The following is an 18,245-nucleotide window of genomic DNA, read 5'->3' as shown; positions in this document are numbered from 1 at the left end:
CTAAAACTGCATATTTTTCACGTCATTGTAAGCTTCTAAACACTTGTTTCGTACTTGAACGGCTGTTTGTAGCGCCAATTGCGCCTCCGTCATGCGAATCATCACATTCCCTAGATCGCTTTCATCGCCGGTGATCAAATTTACAGTATCTTGATCCATGACCGCCGTTTTTTGATTCAACTGATCAACCGCATTGGTCAAGTAAGAAGAAAACTGATTTTCCTTGGCGCCTGCAGCACTGGTCTCGTTTGAAGCAGCCCCCGTGCCTAGTGTCCGCAAAACGTTTTGGTAGTCCGTTAATCCTGTCGTTAAAAGTCCATCCATTTTCTCGTTACCCCTTTGATATTTCTAATGCTTTTTTCAAGATCGTTTTATTCATTTCTGAAGCAGAAACATTGGCTTCGTACGTTCGAACCGCTTGCAACATTGCCACCATTTCATCGGCAATATCCACATTTGATTGACCGACATATCCCTCATCGTTGGCAGCGGGATTCGTAGGATCATAGGTCAGTTTTTCCGTCTCATCGGCAGCGATCCCCGTCACTTTGACACCATATGTCGCCGGTGTTCCTTCGCGACTATTTTTTAAATTTTCTGAAAAAAGAATACTCTTTTTTTGATAAGCAGCGGTTGTTTGTGTTTGATTCGTATTTACATTTGCGATATTGCTGGAGATCGTATCTAGTTTTAACCGTTCCAATGCTAGACCGCTCGCGTTGATCGTTAGTCCATTAAACATACCCATTTGTTTTTCCTGCGCTTTCTATCAATTACTCAATACAAGGTTCATCATTTGCAAGCGACCGTTGACTTGTGCGGTCAATGCACTGTAATATAACCCATTGGCTGCTTGATCCAACATCTCCACTTCAAGATCCACGTTATTGCCGTTGTCTTTGATGCTGGTAGTTGCATTTTCAGTGATTTTCGGTTTTACTTGAGAAACTGACGCTTCGGTTGCAGCGTCCGTCCCTGATGAAGCGAGTGCCTGCTTTAATTCGCTTTCAAACACGATGCGTTTTGCTTTGTACCCATCCGTGTTGACATTGGCGATATTAGACGAAATCAATTCTGCGCGTTGGGCAGAAACGTTCATGGCTGTTTTTAATAAATCATAGGTATCCAACAATAATTGCTCCTTCCACCTTCTGTACCAAACGTTTTTTTCAGCGATGGAACAGAAACAAATATATTTATTTATTTTTTTGTTATAGATTAAAAAAACAAGAAGACGTGATGTCATTATAGTAGAATTATTTTTATTTTACAATTTGATTTTTGCAACTTTACGGATATGACATTTAAGTTACAACCATGTTATGTTATTTGTTAAACACTGTTTCATCGCAATTTCGTCCCCAGTTATAAAAAGTAAACGATCGATATAAAGCGTTTTACAAGCATATCTATGCTTTTTGATCAAAAGATGATTTTTGATAAAAAAACAAGCATTATTCGAAAAATTGATTAAAACATTTTCATTTGTGCTGAATGACATGACAAACCCTGAGAAACGCTTCACGAAAAAAAAACGGTACCATCTATAAATATTCACAAAAATTGCAAGCTGTACCATTTCAAAAGTTTGCCGCCACTTGCCCAAAAAACAACAAAAAAAGAAGAAGATGAAAATTTATTTTAGTTATTTTTAGGATTATTTTTTTTTGCTATTAAGAATGATTTTAATTCACCGATAAAATAAATGAGGGTTTAAAACCTGGAAATAGAATTTAGGAGGACGCAACAAATGGATTTTTTCTTGCTGATCGGTATTATTTTAGGATTGATATCTGTGGTGGTTGGGATGATTGTAAAAGGTGCCAATGTGGCCGTTTTGATCAATCCGGCAGCCGCGATCATCATTTTCGTTGGTGTGATCGCAGCCGTTATCAATTCATTTCCCAGCAGTGATATCAAAAAAATCCCGAAGATCTTCGGCGTTCTGCTGAAAAATAAAGAATACGACTTAAAAACAACCATCAATACCATCGTTGAATTAGCCAACCAAGCCCGGCGCGATGGCTTGTTATCTCTTGAAGGTGCCATCCAAAACTTAGAAGATCCTTTTTTAAAAAAGGGCTTGGAAATGGTGGTTGATGGCATCGCTGCCGAACAGATCCAAGAAATCATGGAGAATGAGATCTATGGGATCGAAGAACGGCATCGCATCGGCTCGGCTATTTTTAAAACCGCCGGCACGAGTTCCCCGACCTTAGGGGTGTTAGGAGCCGTGATCGGGCTGATTGGGGCGCTAGGTAATTTAGAGGATGTAGAGGCACTGGGGCACATGATCTCGGCGGCCTTCGTGGCGACCCTTTATGGTATTTTCTTCGGCTATGTCCTGTTCATTCCCTTTAGCTCACGCCTGACCTTGAAATCGGAACAAGAGGTCCAAATGATGTCGATTATCGTGGAAGGGGTCTTAGCGATCCAAGCCGGGCAATCGCCGAAAAGCATTGAGAAAAAATTATACAGCTTGATCGATCCGAAAAAACGGCAAGAACAATTATAAAGGGTGAAGCGACATGAAGCGAAAAAAGAAACATGAAGAACATGTAGACGAAGCGTGGCTTTTGCCTTACTCGGATATGTTGACCTTGCTGCTGGCTTTGTTCATCGTCATGTTTGCCATGGCGAAAGTCGATGATGAGAAGTTCCAAGAAATCAAAAGCGAATTTGGCACCATCCTTTCCAGCCACCACAGCAATTCATCTGTGATTGGGTCGGTGATCGATATGGGCGAGACCACGCCGCGAAAAAAAGCCGCCACTTCTGCCGAAGCACAAGCGCAAGAAGCAGCGGTTCGGACCCAACTGGAAAATCAGCAACTAGAAAAAATCAGCGACCAGCTGTCACAAGAGCTGGCAGCTTCTGGCTTAAAAGAGCAGACAGAAGTCCGCTTGGAATCCGATGGCTTGCATATCACGCTTGCCAGCAGTATCTTGTTTGCCTCTGGCAGCGCCGAGATCACGGACACCACTCGTCAGTCACTGGATCTGCTATCGGACTCACTAAAAAAATTAAAAGCCAACAAAATCGTGATCGCTGGGCATACCGATAACGTACCTGAAAAAGGCAATGGCCGCTACCAATCTAACTGGGATCTTAGTTCCGCTCGGGCCATTACCGTTATGGAGTACTTCATCAGCAAAGGCGCTGTTTTAGAAAAAAATGCTGCCATCCAAGCCTTTGCCGATACCGAACCGAAGGCCGATAACAACACCCCCCAAGGCCGCTCGGAAAACCGCCGCGTGGAGATGATCATTCAGCGGACTGAAACGGCAGCTGCTCAATAAATAACCTTTTCCAATTAAAAAAACGATCCCCTTTCAAAGGCGATCGTTTTTTTTATCTATAAATAAATTGTAGTAGCCGTAACAAATGATGACAATGCCCACCAATGTGGAACGGTCAATAAAAGGAATCTCAAAAACCATAAAAAGCAACCCTTTTAAGCCTAAAATGATGATACCCATAACTAGCATCAGCCAAGAGGCGAGACGAATCAATTGGTATTCTTTTCCAAAAATCTTCAGCAACCGTACCCCTCCTTTTCTCAACTTAAAGTGTACGCTTCTTAATGAGCAATCACAGTTCACCTGTCTGATGTTGCTGCTTGGCAAAAGTCGACAGCCATTGGTTGCTTCTTCTCATTATAACAGATGCTTCATGCCTCACCCTACGGTTTCCTAACTGACCTTCTTTTTTTGCAGTTGGACAATTCTGATTTAACCATACACATCAAAAAACCCCCATTACCAACGAATTTATTGGGAATGGGGGGATGATCAGCTTTCGCTAGTCAATCATTTATTTTTCGACTTCAAACCGATTGGTCAATCGCTTCAACTCTTCTGCAATGTCTCTGAGATCGGCCACATGGTTGGTAAATTCATCCATGGTTGCCAAGACTTCTTCTGCATTTGCGGAAACTTCTTGTGTACCAGCGGCATTTTCTTCCGTTGATGCGGAAATGTTTTCTAAGTTTTCCAGTACACTGTTTTGAATGTTTTCGATACGGGCACTGGCTGCTTCAATATGATGGATGCCTTCGATCATATAGCTGCTGCGTTGGAAAACTTCTTTTGAAGACGAGATCGCTTCTTTGATCAAGTTGGTTTGGCGAACGCCGCCTTTGACAGACGCCGACGTTTGTTTGACCATTTGACTAGACTGCTCACGAATTTCTTCAATGATCGCTTCGATCTCTTTGGTAGAAGCCTTGCTTTGTTCCGCCAATTTACGGATCTCAGCAGCCACGACGGCAAAGCCTTTGCCCGACTCACCTGCACTTGCGGCTTCGATCGATGCATTCAAGGCTAGCAAGTTGGTTTGGTAAGAAATATCGTTGATGACCCCAATGATCGAGTTGATGTTTTGGATACTATCATTCATTCCCGTCATGTTCGACATCAAACGCTCCATCTGTGCCAACTCTTGTCGCCAGCTGTCATCGACTTGATCCATGATCGTTAAGTTTTCTTGATTGATCTTCGTAGATTCTTGTGACTTGCTGCTCATGCCGCCAACATTTTCTCGTAATTCTTTCACGACCTGCGAGAGGTTTTGCATTTGTGACACGCTGTATTCTGTTTCTTGGGCTTGAGCACCGGTCACTTCAGCAATCCCCGTAATGGTTTGAGAGACTTCTTCTGTCGCAATATTGGTTTGTTTTGACAATTCTAATAAAGAATCCGACATTCCTGCGACACTGTTGCTTTCTTTTTGTACTTTTTGGATCAATGCACCCGTGCCTTCGATCATCACATTGTAATTGTCCGCCATTTGCTGGATCTCATTGCCTGCTTTGTCTGGATACACAACTCGGCGTGCCAATTGATCCCATGTCCATTTTTCGCCTTTGGCTCGTTTGGTTTTGCTCATCTTCTCTAGTTTGCCTTCACCGACTTTTCTAAAGTAACGATTGAAGCAATCGATGATCGCTGCGACTACTTTGATCGCGGCATAAGAAACCAGTCCTACAAAGAGCAGCATCAAGATCGTAACGATAATGGTGGTGCGGACTAACGCCCCTAACTCTTTGTCTAGATCACTAGCTTTGACTTCGGAGTACGCCCAAACATTGGAATCAGCAGACTTGTCATACAACACATCGTTGACTTTATTCGAGTCGCCTAAGCCAACCATGCCTGTCGGGTTTTTAGCTTCTTTGATTTTTTGGAACACTTCTTCTTCTTTGATATTCTTACCGATTTGTTTGGTGTTTTTTGAGGTCACGATGACCCCAGATTCTGAAACTAAGGTGACATTCCCAGTCCGCCCTACGGTAAAGGAAGACAAGATATTTTGAATGCTTTCATAGGAAACATCGACGCTTAAAACCCCCACTTGATTATGGGAATTTTTGACCCTGATCGAAGCCGACGTCACAAATTGATTCGACACCGTATCTAAATAAGGTGCTGTCCAATACACTTCTCCTTCAGCTTTTACGGCCCCTTTGTACCATGGCCGAATCGTAGGCTTATAATCATCTGGTAAGGGATTGAAGGTCACATACTCATCATCTTCTGTCCCAAAAGTCACCGCTAAGAAGCTGTTGCTTCCAGCAATCGCTAAAGAAAGATCTGAACGGATGCGCCCCATGCTGAATTCTGTTTTCATCGCTGGCAGTTCAGCCATTGATTTCAATTTGCTTTCCGTCGATCGGCGCAAACTCTTTTCTTCCGCCAAGATCAAATTGACGGCACTTTCTTTGTTCAAATCATTTCGTTCAATCAATAAGTTCTTGGTGGTTAAATAGGAACTTGTCAGCATGACAATGATCGGGATCCCCGCAACCAGCATCAAGGTGATCATCACATAAATTCCTATCGTCTTTTTTCTTTTTTTCACAACTGTGCCACTCCTTCATTTCCAATTTCACACGATCCAATGAAGACTCGTCCGTAGACGACCCTTAGTAAGGATAATCGGTTATTTCTTTGAATGATTAAGAGGGTTCATTGGCAGAAACGGCTGCAAGCGCATTTTCTTTTTTTGCTAAGGCTTACGGTTGCTGATCTAACGAATAGAAAAGCTCCTCAGTCATGAAGGAGCGTTGCGACTGCATAAAAATAGCCAGCACGGAAGTTTCCGCACTGGCTGCAGGGGCCCCTTTAATGGGACTGCTTTTTATTGCCTATAATTCTTTGATGACGGCTTTTTCTTCCGCAGTCAAAGCGAAATCAAAGAGCGCTAAATTTTCGGCTTGATGTTTTTCTGAATGGGATTTCGGAATCACGATCACCCCACGCTCGATTTGGTAACGCAAGACCACTTGGCTCCAGGTTTTTTGATACGCTTCACCGATTTGGGTCAAGGTTTCCCGAGCCGCTTCTGAAATCCGCGAAAGGGGCCCCCAGGCTTCTGGAACTACCTGATTGGCTAAGGAATAGGCGATGATCGCATCGTTCCACTTGCCTGGATGCGATTCGATTTGATTGACCGCTGGTTTGATCCGACTGTTTGCCAATAAATAGCTAAGTTCTTCTTCTTGGAAATTGGACACCCCGATCGCTTTTAAGACTCCTTTATCGACATAAGCCTCAAGAACCGCCCAGACAGCTGCGATCTCTGCCAAGTTGTCCCACGGATGATGGATCAAATAAAGATCGATCGATTCCGTCTGCAAGGCTGCTAAACTCGCTTCGACAGACGCTTTCACGGCAGCTGCATCTTGCGTATGCTCTGGTTTGCCAGGAATCTTAGAAGTCAGGAAAAATTCGCTGCGGTCGATCCCGCTTTCCTTGATGGCTTTGCCTACCACGGCTTCGTTGCGGTAAGAAATCGCCGTATCAAAATGCCGATACCCAAGCTTGATGGCAGTCAACAGCTCTGTCGTATCATCATTAATCGCACCTTGGTATTCTCGGTTTTCTTTCCCAAATGTATTCGTCCCACTGCCGATCACTGGAATCTGAATGCCGGTATTCAATTCAATCGTTTCCATGCTGCTTCCCCCTTTGTGTTGTTTCTAGTCTATCAAAAAAGCAGGAGTAAGGGGAAGAAAAACTCTTATTGCCGCTAAAAAACGGGGAAAAACACAAAACGCATGTTCAAGCTGCCCCTCCTCCGTTATACTGAGGGTAAGACACGAAACACCCAAATAAGGAGGGTTACTTTTGAAAAAAACACTATTTTTTCTTTGTGGATCACTGACATTCGGTCTAGGTACTTTAGGAATCTTTTTACCTTTCTTACCCACAACGGTCTTTTACTTGCTGACGGCTTATTTCTGGCTGCGGAGTTCCGATACCTATTATCAACGCTTGGTTCAATCAGAAAATTATCAAAAATACATTGAAAAACCACTCGTACAAAAACAGCTGAGCACCAAGGGAATGGTTCGGATGTTTGCCATGATGCTGGTAGTCTTTGCAATTCCTGCACTATTGATCCCTAATCTGCTGGTACGTTTCGTCCTCGCTGCCATCTACCTCGCCCATGTCATTGGGATCACTTGGTATTTAAAAGGACGCAAACCCGCGATTCAAAAAACGGATCAGCCCCTGTAAGAACGACGCTGCACGAACACACCGTAATCTACCAAGCAGGCGAGCCTTGCTAGTGGACTGCGGTGTATTTTTTTCTCCTATTTTAGCGGGAGCCCACTGACGCCTCTTCGATGATGGGGGCGGATTGGGCGATCGCTAACCAGGCAGCAGGGATTCGGTATGGGGAGCAAGAAACATAGTCGATGCCGATCTCTCGCAAAAATGCAATGGAATAGGGATCACTACCGACTTCGCCACAAACACCGATCGAGTGCTCTGGCTGACGATCTCTTACGCCAGTGATCGCTTGGCGCATCAACGTGCCAACACCCGCCTGATCTAAGTGCTGGTAAGGATCTTCTTGTAAGATCCCCGACTGCAAATAGGCTTGAATAAAGCTGCCTGCATCATCCCGCGAAAAGCCAAAGGTCATTTGGGTCAAGTCATTGGTACCAAAACTAAAGAACGCAGCATCTTCAGCACACTCCCCAGCGATCAAGCACGCTCTAGGTGTCTCGATCATCATGCCGATCTCGATGTGCAACGGTTGCTGCAGGGTTGCTTCTGCTTGAGCGATCACCTGCGTCAACGTCGCTTTCAACACCTGCAGCTCTGCGGGCAAACTGATCAGGGGCAATAAAATCGCCGCCTCTACCTCGACTCCTTGCTGCCGTAATTCCACAGCCGCTTCACAAATCGCCGCTGTTTGCATTTCATAAATTTCTGGATAGCTCAGTCCTAAACGGCTGCCGCGATGCCCCATCATGGGATTGACCTCTTGCAGCTCGGCAATTCGCCGCTCGATCACTGCCAATGATTTTTGACTGCGGCGAGCCATTTCAAGGCGTTCATGCTCATGGGGCAAAAATTCATGAAGTGGCGGATCTAATAAACGAATCGTGCACTTCTTTCCTTGCGCGGCCTGCAGCATTTCTTGGAAATCGGCTTTTTGATAAGCCTTGATCTCAGCCAACGCCTTCAATCGTTCCGCCTTCGTTTCTGCCAAAATGACTTCCCGCATTTTCCACAAACGCTCTTCCCCAAAAAACATATGCTCCGTCCGTGCCAGACCGATGCCCGCTGCCTCAAAGGCCAGCGCAGCCTCAATGTCATTTTTTGTTTCCGCATTTGCGTAAACCTTTAGATCTGCCTGGGCTTGTGCCCACGTCAAAAGCTGATCCAGCAAGACCCGCTCCTGGACACTGGTCATAGGCAGCTGCCCTTGATACAGTTTGCCAGTGCTGCCGTCTACCGAAAGCACGTCACCTTCTTCAATCAGCAGCTCACCACAGCGAGCCTGCTTCAAAAATACATCGACACTTAATGCCTCGCACCCTACCACACAGCAGACCCCCAGACCACGGGCGACCACCGCCGCATGCGAAGTCATCCCCCCACGAGCGGTAATGATCGCTTCACTCACCACCATACCTTCAATATCTTCAGGTGAGGTTTCCTGCCGCAGCAGCAGGACTTTTTCTCCTGCGCGGTTGGCTTTTTCCGCCGCCTCTGCAGTGAAATAGACATGTCCTGAAGCTGCTCCTGGACTAGCCGGCAAGCCCTGCGCAAAGGCTTTGGCTTGCTGTAAGGCTTCGGGGGCAAATAACGGGTGCAGCAATTGATCGATCATTTCTGGTGTGATGCGATCTAGTGCTTGCCTAATAGTGATCCGACCTTCTGCGACCATATCTGTTGCGATTTGCGCTGCGGCAGCGGCGGTTCGTTTGCCGTTTCTCGTTTGCAAGACAAACAGCTGGCCGTCATCGATGGTAAACTCAATGTCTTGCATGTCTTGATAGTGATCCTCCAAACGCTCAGCCAGTTGCTTTAATTCCTGATAGATCATGGGATGCTGCTGTGCCAACGCTTGGATCGGTTGCGGTGTACGAATCCCTGCAACCACATCTTCCCCTTGGGCACACACTAAAAATTCGCCGAAAAGTCCCGGTTCCCCGGTTGCTGGATTGCGGGTGAAGGCGACACCCGTCCCGCTATTTATCCCGGTGTTACCAAACACCATTTCTTGAATCGTTACGGCAGTCCCTAGATCGTCAGGGATGCGATGGAGAGATCGGTAGGTCTTTGCCCGTGGGTTGTTCCATGAGCGAAAAACCGCCGTGATGGCTGCCAACAATTGCTGAAACGGGTCTTGCGGAAACGCTTCTTGAGTATGTTCCATATAAATACTTTGAAACACGCGGCAGATCATTTGCCAATCATTGCCGGTCATCATTTGGTCTGACGCATAATTCTGCTGTTTCTTATAATCTGTCAAGTAGGCTTCAAAGTGCTCTTTTGCTACACCTTTCACCACATCCCCATACATCTGGATCAAGCGGCGATAACAATCATAAGCAAAAACGGGGTCCCCCGTCTGCTGAGCCAAGCCTTGGACGGTTTCATCATTCAACCCAAGGTTTAAGATCGTATCCATCATCCCTGGCATGGAAAACTTAGCCCCACTGCGGACAGAAACCAACAACGGCGACTGCAGTCCGCCAAATGTTTTGTTCCTGCGGACTGCCAATTCTTCGATGGCAGCTTTGACTTGCTTGATGATCGCCTCAGGAAGAACCTGTTCTTCTAAATAGGTCAGGCAAATAGTCGCAGGGACGATAAATCCCTGGGGAACAGGCAAACCCAAATTGGTCATCTCCGCAAGATTTGCCCCTTTCCCGCCTAATAGTGCTTTTTGCTCTTTTGTGCCTTCTGAAAACCATACGACTGCTTTTTCCATCATGTTCCTCCTTTTAAATGTTATATACTATTTCGATTAATTAGCAGTATATAGTATGACACATTTAATCGTCAAGCTGAAAAAAGAAAACTTTTAAGGGATTTATCCTTTTTAAATAGAGAAGGATTGCCTTTTTATTCGGAAAATCATATAATCAATAGCATAGCACATAAAAGAAAGAAGGTGACACATTGGAATTAAGCCAAAGACAAATGAAAATCATTGAGATCGTCAAAGAGCATCAGCCGATCAGTGGGGAGACCATTGCGAAGCAGTTGGGCTTGAGCCGCGCAACCTTGAGGAATGACTTATCGATTTTGACCATGACCGGTTTATTAGACGCCCGACCGAAAGTCGGCTATTTCTATACAGGACAAACCGTTGAGCCTTTGCTTTTCGAAAAACTCTATCATACCAAAGTTGCAGAAATCATGATCCCACCGTTGCTGATCTCACAAACGGTCTCCGTTTATGAAGCGGTCACGACTTTGTTTATGTACGATGTCGGTTCCCTCTATGTCAAAAATGACCAAGACGAGCTGATTGGGGTCCTCTCCCGCAAAGACCTACTGCGCTTTGCGATCAGCAATGCCGCACCAGAAAAAACACCTGTAGCGATGATCATGACTCGCATGCCAAACATCGTGACCATCACACCCGAAGAAACGATTTTGACGGCTGGTACGTTGTTAGGGCGACATGAAGTCGATACCTTGCCTGTGGTCGATCCGCAGGAACCAAAAAAAGTCATCGGCAAAATCACGAAGACACGGCTGATGAATTACTTTATTCAAGCAGGCAATGACAGTGACAACACACACTTTTAGGGGGCAAAAACAATGAAGAACGTTCGAATATATTTGATTTCAGATTCCGTAGGCGAAACGGCACAAAAGCTGATCGCAGCCGTTTCCGCGCAGTTTCCCACGATCGACCTTTCAGACATCCAGCTCTTTCCCTTTACTAATGATGAAGAGAGCTTAGGCGAGATCCTCAAAGATGCCTTGCTAGACAAATCGATCGTCGTTACCACCTTAGTCAATAAAGAGTTAGTCGCCTTTGTTGATGCCTTTGCCAAGCGGACTGGTTTGCAGTATGTCGACTTTATGTCGCCCTTGACCACGATGCTGGAAAAAACATTCGGTGTAGAAGCCGTCCAAGAGCCTGGTGCCTTGCATCGCTTGAACCAAGCATATTTCAGCCGGGTGGCAGCGATGGAATTTGCGGTGAAATACGACGACGGCAAAGACCCACGGGGATTTCTCGATGCTGACTTTGTCCTCTTAGGGGTTTCGCGAACCTCGAAGACACCATTGAGTTTATACATGGCAAACCGCGGCTACAAAGTGGCAAATCTGCCTTTGATTCCTGAAGTTGCTTTGCCAGCCGAAGTGCACCAAGTCGACCCGCGAAAAATGGTCGGTTTGACCACGAATCCAGAATCTCTGACCGAGATTCGGCGATCCCGAATGCATTCATTGGGCTTAAAAGAAGAGACCCATTACACCAATTGTGAACGAATCGAAGCAGAATTAGCTTACGCGAATGAATGGTTCAAAAAGCTGAACATTCCGGTGATCGATGTCAGCAAACGCTCCATTGAAGAAAGCGCGATGCTGATTGAAGAACAAGCCAAAGAACAGGCCCATGTTCAATAAAGACGCCTTGGCAAACCTGACCGAGATCATCAACTTGGAAGCCATCCAGCAGCTGCCGAAAGCCACCGAGCACTTTGTCAGCGATCTGCATGGTGAATACGATGCCTTTGACCATATTTTGCGGAATGGTTCTGGCAGTATCCGAGAAAAAGTCGAGATTTTGTTTACTGGCGTCTTGACGAAAGAAGAACAGACCGAACTTTGTTTTGTCATTTATTATCCAGAGGAGCTATTACAAGAACAGGCATGGACCCCTGCCGATTGGCGCTTAAAGATGGCACAGCTAGTGAAAGTTGCCCGCTTTACTTCCAGTAAATACACACGCTCCAAGGTACGCAAAGCACTGCCGTCTTCTTTTGCTTATATCTTAGAAGAACTGTTGTACCAATATGATGCTGACTTCAATAAAGAAGCTTACTATCGGGCGATTTTTGATAAGATCATTGAATTAGAGGCAGCCCCGCTTTTTTGCCAAGAACTGGCGTACTTGATTCAGCGCTTCGTAGTGGATCATCTCCACGTCTTAGGCGATATTTATGATCGCGGACCAGCGCCAGACAAAATCGTCGATCGCTTGATGACTTTGCCCTCACTGGATATTCAGCTAGGCAACCATGATATTTTGTGGATCGGCAGCTTTTGCGGCTCGCTGCCCTGTTTGGCCAATACGATCCGCATCGCTGCTCGCTACGGCAATCTGGCATTATTACAAGATGGTTATGGCATCGATCTATCAAAAGCACTGGCTTTTAGCCAAAAATATTACACAGAAAATGAAGGCTTTTATCCGCAAAAAACAGTGGACCCTTTATCAAGCCAGCAAAAAAAAGCAGCCATGCTTTTGCAACAGGCGTTTGCCATCATCCAATTCAAAGTCGAAGCAGCCGTGATCCAGCGGCGCCCAGCATTTGCGATGGCAGAGCGCTGCTTGTTGCATCGCTTGTCTCAAGATCGGCAACAAATCCAGCTAGACCAGACCTATCCTTTGATCAACGGCTGTTTTCAACTAGTAGCTCCCGATGATCCTTACCGTTTGACAGCAGAAGAACATGAGGTACTGCAAGATTTGCTGAGCCAATTTCAACGCTCGCCCCGTTTAGCTGCGCATATGCGCTTTTTAGTTGAGCATGGCACATTATACCAGCGCTTCAACGACAACCTGCTGTATCACGGCTGCCTGCCTTGTCAGGAAAACGGCGATTTCCTGGCCTTTACTTTCCAGCAGCAGCCCTTAGCAGGCAAAGCGTTGATGGACTTTTTTCAGCAATGCTTGCAGGAAAGCTTTACCCAACCAGAAAAGCAAACAGACCTTGCCACCGATATGATCTGGTATCTTTGGTGCGGCGAAGGCTCTTCCCTCTTCGGCAAAAAAGCCATGAAAACCTTTGAGCGCTACTTTATAGCAGATCGCAACACCCATACGGAACAAAAAAATGCCTATTATTCTTTAAGGGAAAACGAAGACTTCTGCTGCCGTGTCCTAGCTGCCTTCGGTCTGCCGCCGACAGGCCACATCATCAATGGCCACACCCCTGTGAAAGTGCGTAAAGGTGAGACGCCCATCAAGGCAAATGGTCGTTTATTGGTGATCGATGGGGGACTCTCTCGCTCCTATCAATCCGTCACAGGCATTGCTGGTTACACGCTGTTGTCAAATTCCTTCGGCATGACCTTAGCAGCCCATCAACCCTTTACAGATCGCCAGCAAGCCATCCAGCAGCGACGTGACATCGTCACTCAGAAAAAAATCGTCGTGCGGCAAACGGAAAGAACAACGGTAGGGCAAACAGATATCGGCAAGCGGCTGCAGCAAGAAAGCCGAGTGCTTTTTGAAGAATTAAAAAATCATCCGATCCCTTGACGAGTCATTCGTCAACCAATCGGATGATTTTTTTTTACAGTCCTTTAGAACTATGAAAGGCTTTGAGTTTTTCCAACGCCTGCAGCACAATGATCAAGACCAAGATCGCTAAGGCCAAAAAGAGCGTTTCTAACCCTTTTCCTTGTGCCAAAAGCAGCTCTCTTAAAATTGCTGTAATACTGATCAAAATCAAGTAACGCACCGGAATATGGTGACCTTCTTTTACGTAACGCAATAACATCAAAATAATTTCCAGTAAAATAAACAATGTCGCGATCTCTTCGATCAATAAGGAAAGATCACTGACTTCATGCAGCGGGATCACATGGACAACGATTTTGTAGATCGCTTCCGCCATCACCACCAAAACCAACAGAACCAACAGTCCTAACATAATATCAACAATCACACTAATCATTTTTTCGAAGTGCTTAAAATACTTTCCCATAACACCCCTCCTCGCACTTATTATAGCGAAACTGTTCAAAATCACTTTACGATATGCTTGCAAGTGCAGCTTTTTTTAGGAAGGAAGGAAATAAACACGCAGGACTGAGGGTAGTCGCTTTTTTCACTAGTCAAAAGGGATAGCTGCTTTCTGCGACTTTACGGAAACACAGCAACGAAAAAGCCTGTTTATAGCAATGGCCGGGCGTGACCTCCTTCACACAAGCAAATAAAAAAGCTAGGCATAAAGCCTAGCTGAAATGGTGCCTTTGGATTGGACTGGTTTTCCTTATAAACTGGGATCAGTTGACCCCTTCGACTGTTAGATCAACGTTTTCACTCGTATCTTCCGCAGCTTCGTCATCGCTATTGGAGGTTTCCGAAGACGGTTCAGTCGTTTCACTACTGGAGCTGCTTGTTGTAGTACTGGTCGAACTCGTAGACGAAGAGCTTGAAGAACTGCTGCTAGCGCTACTGCTGGAGGTATCGCTGGTGGTCGTTGAGCCGCCACTCGGCGCGGTACTCGAACTGCTTTCGCTACTTGCAGAAGTACTGACGCTAGGCTCTGTCTCTACTTCGCTTACAGAAACAGACGTGCCTTCATTTGTCGACGCTTCGATCGAGCGACTAGTCGTTGAAGACGGTGTATACGAACTAACACTGGCTTCATAAAAAATCTGACTGGAATCAGAGGTTTCTTCGATACTGCTGCTTGCGGTCTGGTAAGGTGGCTCGGAGGAACTACTGGAAGAATCTCGAACAAAGGGCGCGGCAACAAAGGCATTGGCATCTTGATTGATCGCCACACTCAAAAAAACCGCAACAAAACAACTGACTAATGCCGACTGCATATTGAACTTGAATTTCATCGCACTCCCCATCCTTTCCCAAAAATATGGTTGGACCTTCCGTCAATGATCTATCTCATTCTTATATTATACAAAAAAAAGCAATCGTCAACAAATTAAGTTTTATTTTCAAAGATGACAAAGACATGAATGCCCGTTGCGCAACAAAAAAAGCCCGAGGGCGACGGTCGATCACCTGCGGGCCCATCCCTTCACTAAGGGTTGGCAGGTGCGACGGATGCTCGTTCCTCTGGCTTTAATGGTTCCTTTACTTAAGAAATTCTTTTACTTATAAGTTTCGCAGATGATTCGGGTCATGGATCGGTGCTTCAATATCACTGTCTCCCATGCGCGGTGTTGGATGAACGGACTCATCGGGCATCGCTGTTTCACCTGGTAACGGTTGATCGATGATTGGCTCAGTATCTGCATCACGATCCGTTATTTTGTCCATCGGCTGATAATCGTAGACGCCGACAACGAGTTTGTCTCGTTCGATGTCATCTCGGTAGCCGTATAATGGATCATGTTCATCGTCTCTGTGATCTGAATCGCCAAAAGAAAACGCATCTTTGATTTTTTCCCAAAGCGAACGATCTTCGTCTTCACTAGCAGCATGCTCCACTTCCACATCATCGATGGATTCTAACCCAAATTGATCGATGACTGTTTGATTCGCATACAGCACGATATCGTCTTTGCCATAGCCTTCGTTTGTCAATTGCTCAATAACCGGTAATACTTCTGTTCGAGTGTCGTAACTGCCAATAATCGTTAGGTTTCTGTTGTGCATGTGAAATCCTCCTTATTTTGTGTACGCTTCGATTGTTCTGGTTCTGAAGCAATTCTTTTAAAACTAGCAATTTCTATTGCTTCTTTCATTCTAACGCAGGGTTCTATGATTGACCAAATAGTTTGATTGCGCTTACGAAAAACAAGTAGTTTCTTGATAAACCGCTAGCATCTTAGTGAACGCTTGATCCAGCATAAAAAACCGCGTGAGCCAATGGCATACACGCGGTTGCTTTTGCTTATTATTTGGAAACGATCAACTTTTGCCCGACATAGATCGTATAGCTGCTGTTGATCTTGTTCCATGATGCGATTTGGCTGATGCTGGTGTTGTATTTTTGTGCCAGTGACCATAGGCTGTCACCTGATTTCACCGTGTGCGTCTTCGTTGAACTACTGCTGGTATTCGTATTAGAAGACCCACTGCTAGCAGCTGTCAAGTAGGCACCGCTGACCCAGCCTTTGCCAGAAACATAATACCATTTGTTCGTGCCATTGACGGTCGTCCCGGTTTTTGTTGCGGTAACCGTGACGGTTGCCCCTTTACTTAAAGAACCAGTAATACTGCTGCTGGTAGAAGCATCGGAACGAACATTTAAAATCTCGGTGGTTTTCATTTTCTGATTTGTCGTCGTTGAACCGCTGTTATTGGAAGAGCTGCTGGTTGTTGTCAAGTAGGCACCACTGACCCAACCTTTGCCAGAAACGTAGTACCACGTTTTATTGCCTTCCACTGAAGTGCCGTTCTTTTTCGCTGTCACGGTAACGGTCACCCCTTGACCAAGCGTCGTCACGACACGGCTGCTGGTAGAAGCATCCGAGCGGACATTCAATGCGGCCGTCGTCTTCATTTTTTGATTGATGCTTGAACTGTTGTCTTCTTTTTCTGCTTCAGAAGCATTATTGTTGGTCACTTCAGTAAGGTAGGCACCGCTGACCCAACCTTTGCCAGAGACATAGTACCAATTTTTGTTGCCGTTGACTGATGTGCCGGTTTTCATAGAAGTGGCTGTAAAGGTCGTGCCTTTGCTAAGTGATCCTACCACTGATCCGCTAGTAGAAGCGCTGGAACGAATATTCATCGCTTCCGTCGTCTTCATTTTTTTGTTGATCGTCGTGCCAGAATTGCTATTGTCAGAACCGGTGTTGCCTGATCCGCTATTGTTATTTGAATCATCGGTCGAAACCTTCGTCAAATATGCACCGCTGACCCAGCCTTTGCCAGAAATCTTATACCACGTGGTGTTGCCGTTGACGCTGGTGCCCGTTTTGGTCGCCGTTGCCGTAAACGTCGTATTGGCTGCTAACGAACCAGTAATAGAGGCACTGGTGGAGGCATCGGAACGAATATTCATGGATGACGTGGTTTTCATTTGCTGATTGATCGCTGTTTCATCACTGACGATCGTTTCATTGCTATTGCCGCCGCCTGCATTTGAGCTGCCAGTGTCATATTGCGTTAAATTATACGTACTGATCAAATTGTTTAATTTGCTGGCATAAGAAGTATCGGTTGCATACCGCCCTTGCAGCCAAGCGGTCGCTTGCGTGTAAGAGGTCGTATTGCTTTTCCACGCACCGCTGTAATAGTAGTTGCCGCTAGAAAAACTCGTGTTGCGCAACACATACGCATTGTCTTCAAAAGACTCTTTTAATGATGGGTATTTCCGAAACTTGGCGCTGATCAAATAATAATTGCCTGAACCATCATCTTCATACGTATCCATTGTCACGTATTGGCCATTATAGCTACCTTTGATCCCAAACATATTGTTGGCCGTGGTCGTCAAAGTTGATGCGCCCCAGCCAGATTCCAAAATCGCTTGTGCCATCATGACAGAGGCATACAGATCGTTTGCTGCCGCTACTTCCGTTGCATAGCCGCAAATCTGACTGATAAAGGCAGCCGGATCGATCGTTGCCCGTGAAAATAATGCCCGACTGGTCAAATCCGAAAGGGCTGATGGTACTTCATCTGCTTCTAAGACTTCATCACTAGCGACTGTTGTGCTTTCTGTCGTCGCTGTTTCTGATCCCTCAGTGACTACTTCCGTCCCTGACTCCTCCGTCGTTTCCGAAGTTTCTTCGGTCACAACAGGTGCTGTCGTCGATGCTGTCGTTTCCTCAACCGGTGTGCTGTCGGTTTCTGGTGTAGTGTTTGTTGTTTGTTCAACGACCTTGAGGTCATTGCTAGTTTCTGTCGTTGCCGTTTCAGCCGCATGCCCTAAGGTCGGGATAAACGTTGATCCCGCTACTAAAGTAGTAGCCATCGTAATACTTTTTTGGGTATATTGTGTGCGCTTCAAGCGCTTTTCTAAGCGGCGTCGTTCTTTACGAATTGTCATTTAATCCCTCCGTCGTATTAGCCTTTTTTTATTGTAACACGATTTATTAAAAAATGGG

The 18,245-nt window shown here is 45.6% G+C and carries 17 protein-coding genes; 6 read left to right on the top strand and 11 right to left on the bottom strand.

Translation table 11 applies throughout. The features are described from left to right. The 3 genes from fliE to flgB are packed head-to-tail and all read right to left on the bottom strand — an operon-like array spanning position 1 to position 1,132. The gene (fliE, locus tag Q1X33_RS04660) at positions 1-324 is read right to left on the bottom strand and encodes a flagellar hook-basal body complex protein FliE (protein WP_005226583.1); all 324 of its coding nucleotides are present in this window, start codon (positions 322-324) and stop codon (positions 1-3) included. Between the two features lie 7 nt (positions 325-331). After that, positions 332-748: a flagellar basal body rod protein FlgC gene (gene flgC / locus Q1X33_RS04655; RefSeq protein WP_003129038.1), complete on the bottom strand. Its 417-nt coding sequence runs from the start codon at positions 746-748 to the stop codon at positions 332-334. 21 nt (positions 749-769) lie between these two features. Next, positions 770-1,132: a flagellar basal body rod protein FlgB gene (flgB, locus tag Q1X33_RS04650; protein ID WP_005226575.1), complete on the bottom strand. Its 363-nt coding sequence runs from the start codon at positions 1,130-1,132 to the stop codon at positions 770-772. A 618-nt stretch (positions 1,133-1,750) separates the two neighbouring features. On the opposite strand from flgB, the gene motA reads away from it, so the two are divergent. Continuing rightward, positions 1,751-2,515 (top strand): flagellar motor stator protein MotA, encoded by a 765-nt coding sequence (gene motA, locus Q1X33_RS04645; RefSeq protein ID WP_005232810.1) that lies wholly within the window; start codon positions 1,751-1,753, stop codon positions 2,513-2,515. A 13-nt stretch (positions 2,516-2,528) separates the two neighbouring features. Continuing rightward, complete coding sequence (locus Q1X33_RS04640) at positions 2,529-3,299, top strand: flagellar motor protein MotB (RefSeq protein ID WP_005226573.1); 771 nt, start codon at positions 2,529-2,531, stop codon at positions 3,297-3,299. A 33-nt stretch (positions 3,300-3,332) separates the two neighbouring features. Here Q1X33_RS04640 and Q1X33_RS04635 read toward each other — a convergent pair whose 3' ends face one another. The 3 genes from Q1X33_RS04635 to Q1X33_RS04625 form a co-directional block, all read right to left on the bottom strand. Then, positions 3,333-3,542 (bottom strand): hypothetical protein, encoded by a 210-nt coding sequence (locus Q1X33_RS04635; RefSeq protein ID WP_005226572.1) that lies wholly within the window; start codon positions 3,540-3,542, stop codon positions 3,333-3,335. Between the two features lie 271 nt (positions 3,543-3,813). Further along, the gene (locus Q1X33_RS04630) at positions 3,814-5,859 is read right to left on the bottom strand and encodes a methyl-accepting chemotaxis protein (RefSeq protein WP_005226571.1); all 2,046 of its coding nucleotides are present in this window, start codon (positions 5,857-5,859) and stop codon (positions 3,814-3,816) included. A 286-nt stretch (positions 5,860-6,145) separates the two neighbouring features. Beyond that, positions 6,146-6,955, bottom strand: coding sequence for an aldo/keto reductase (locus Q1X33_RS04625; protein ID WP_005226570.1), 810 nt, complete (start codon positions 6,953-6,955; stop codon positions 6,146-6,148). Positions 6,956-7,127: 172 nt separating this feature from the next. Here Q1X33_RS04625 and Q1X33_RS04620 point away from each other — a divergent pair, with 172 nt between their 5' ends. Then, on the top strand, positions 7,128-7,520 hold the full coding sequence (locus tag Q1X33_RS04620) for a YbaN family protein (protein WP_005226569.1): 393 nt from the start codon (positions 7,128-7,130) through the stop codon (positions 7,518-7,520). An 82-nt stretch (positions 7,521-7,602) separates the two neighbouring features. Here Q1X33_RS04620 and ppdK read toward each other — a convergent pair whose 3' ends face one another. Further along, positions 7,603-10,236 (bottom strand): pyruvate, phosphate dikinase, encoded by a 2,634-nt coding sequence (ppdK, locus tag Q1X33_RS04615; protein WP_270787963.1) that lies wholly within the window; start codon positions 10,234-10,236, stop codon positions 7,603-7,605. 191 nt (positions 10,237-10,427) lie between these two features. On the opposite strand from ppdK, the gene Q1X33_RS04610 reads away from it, so the two are divergent. Genes Q1X33_RS04610 through Q1X33_RS04600 form a run of 3 tightly spaced genes read left to right on the top strand, consistent with a single transcriptional unit; the run spans position 10,428 to position 13,755 of the window. Then, positions 10,428-11,063: a helix-turn-helix transcriptional regulator gene (locus tag Q1X33_RS04610; protein ID WP_005226566.1), complete on the top strand. Its 636-nt coding sequence runs from the start codon at positions 10,428-10,430 to the stop codon at positions 11,061-11,063. Between the two features lie 12 nt (positions 11,064-11,075). Further along, positions 11,076-11,894 carry a pyruvate, water dikinase regulatory protein gene (locus tag Q1X33_RS04605; RefSeq protein WP_005226564.1) on the top strand — a complete coding sequence of 273 codons (819 nt, stop codon included), beginning with the start codon at positions 11,076-11,078 and terminating at the stop codon, positions 11,892-11,894. Continuing rightward, complete coding sequence (locus tag Q1X33_RS04600) at positions 11,884-13,755, top strand: fructose-bisphosphatase class III (RefSeq protein ID WP_034868946.1); 1,872 nt, start codon at positions 11,884-11,886, stop codon at positions 13,753-13,755. Before Q1X33_RS04605 ends, Q1X33_RS04600 begins: the two co-directional genes overlap by 11 nt. Before the next feature lie 34 nt (positions 13,756-13,789). Here the strand turns inward: Q1X33_RS04600 and Q1X33_RS04595 are convergent, their stop codons facing one another. The 4 genes from Q1X33_RS04595 to Q1X33_RS04580 all read right to left on the bottom strand — a co-directional run bounded on the left by Q1X33_RS04595 (position 13,790) and on the right by Q1X33_RS04580 (position 18,187). Then, complete coding sequence (locus Q1X33_RS04595) at positions 13,790-14,203, bottom strand: phosphate-starvation-inducible PsiE family protein (protein ID WP_010748527.1); 414 nt, start codon at positions 14,201-14,203, stop codon at positions 13,790-13,792. Positions 14,204-14,504: 301 nt separating this feature from the next. Next, positions 14,505-15,071, bottom strand: coding sequence for a hypothetical protein (locus tag Q1X33_RS04590; protein ID WP_015508723.1), 567 nt, complete (start codon positions 15,069-15,071; stop codon positions 14,505-14,507). A 268-nt stretch (positions 15,072-15,339) separates the two neighbouring features. Then, positions 15,340-15,843 carry a general stress protein gene (locus tag Q1X33_RS04585; RefSeq protein WP_005226556.1) on the bottom strand — a complete coding sequence of 168 codons (504 nt, stop codon included), beginning with the start codon at positions 15,841-15,843 and terminating at the stop codon, positions 15,340-15,342. Positions 15,844-16,084: 241 nt separating this feature from the next. Continuing rightward, complete coding sequence (locus tag Q1X33_RS04580; RefSeq protein WP_005226554.1) at positions 16,085-18,187, bottom strand: SH3 domain-containing protein; 2,103 nt, start codon at positions 18,185-18,187, stop codon at positions 16,085-16,087. Positions 18,188-18,245 lie beyond the last annotated feature (58 nt).

Source organism: Enterococcus sp. B2E4 (genome assembly GCF_030499455.1).
Classification (GTDB): Bacteria; Bacillota; Bacilli; order Lactobacillales; family Enterococcaceae; genus Enterococcus_D; species Enterococcus_D casseliflavus.
Note: the sequence above shows the minus strand (reverse complement) of the source record. Positions and strands in the feature narration are given on the sequence as shown.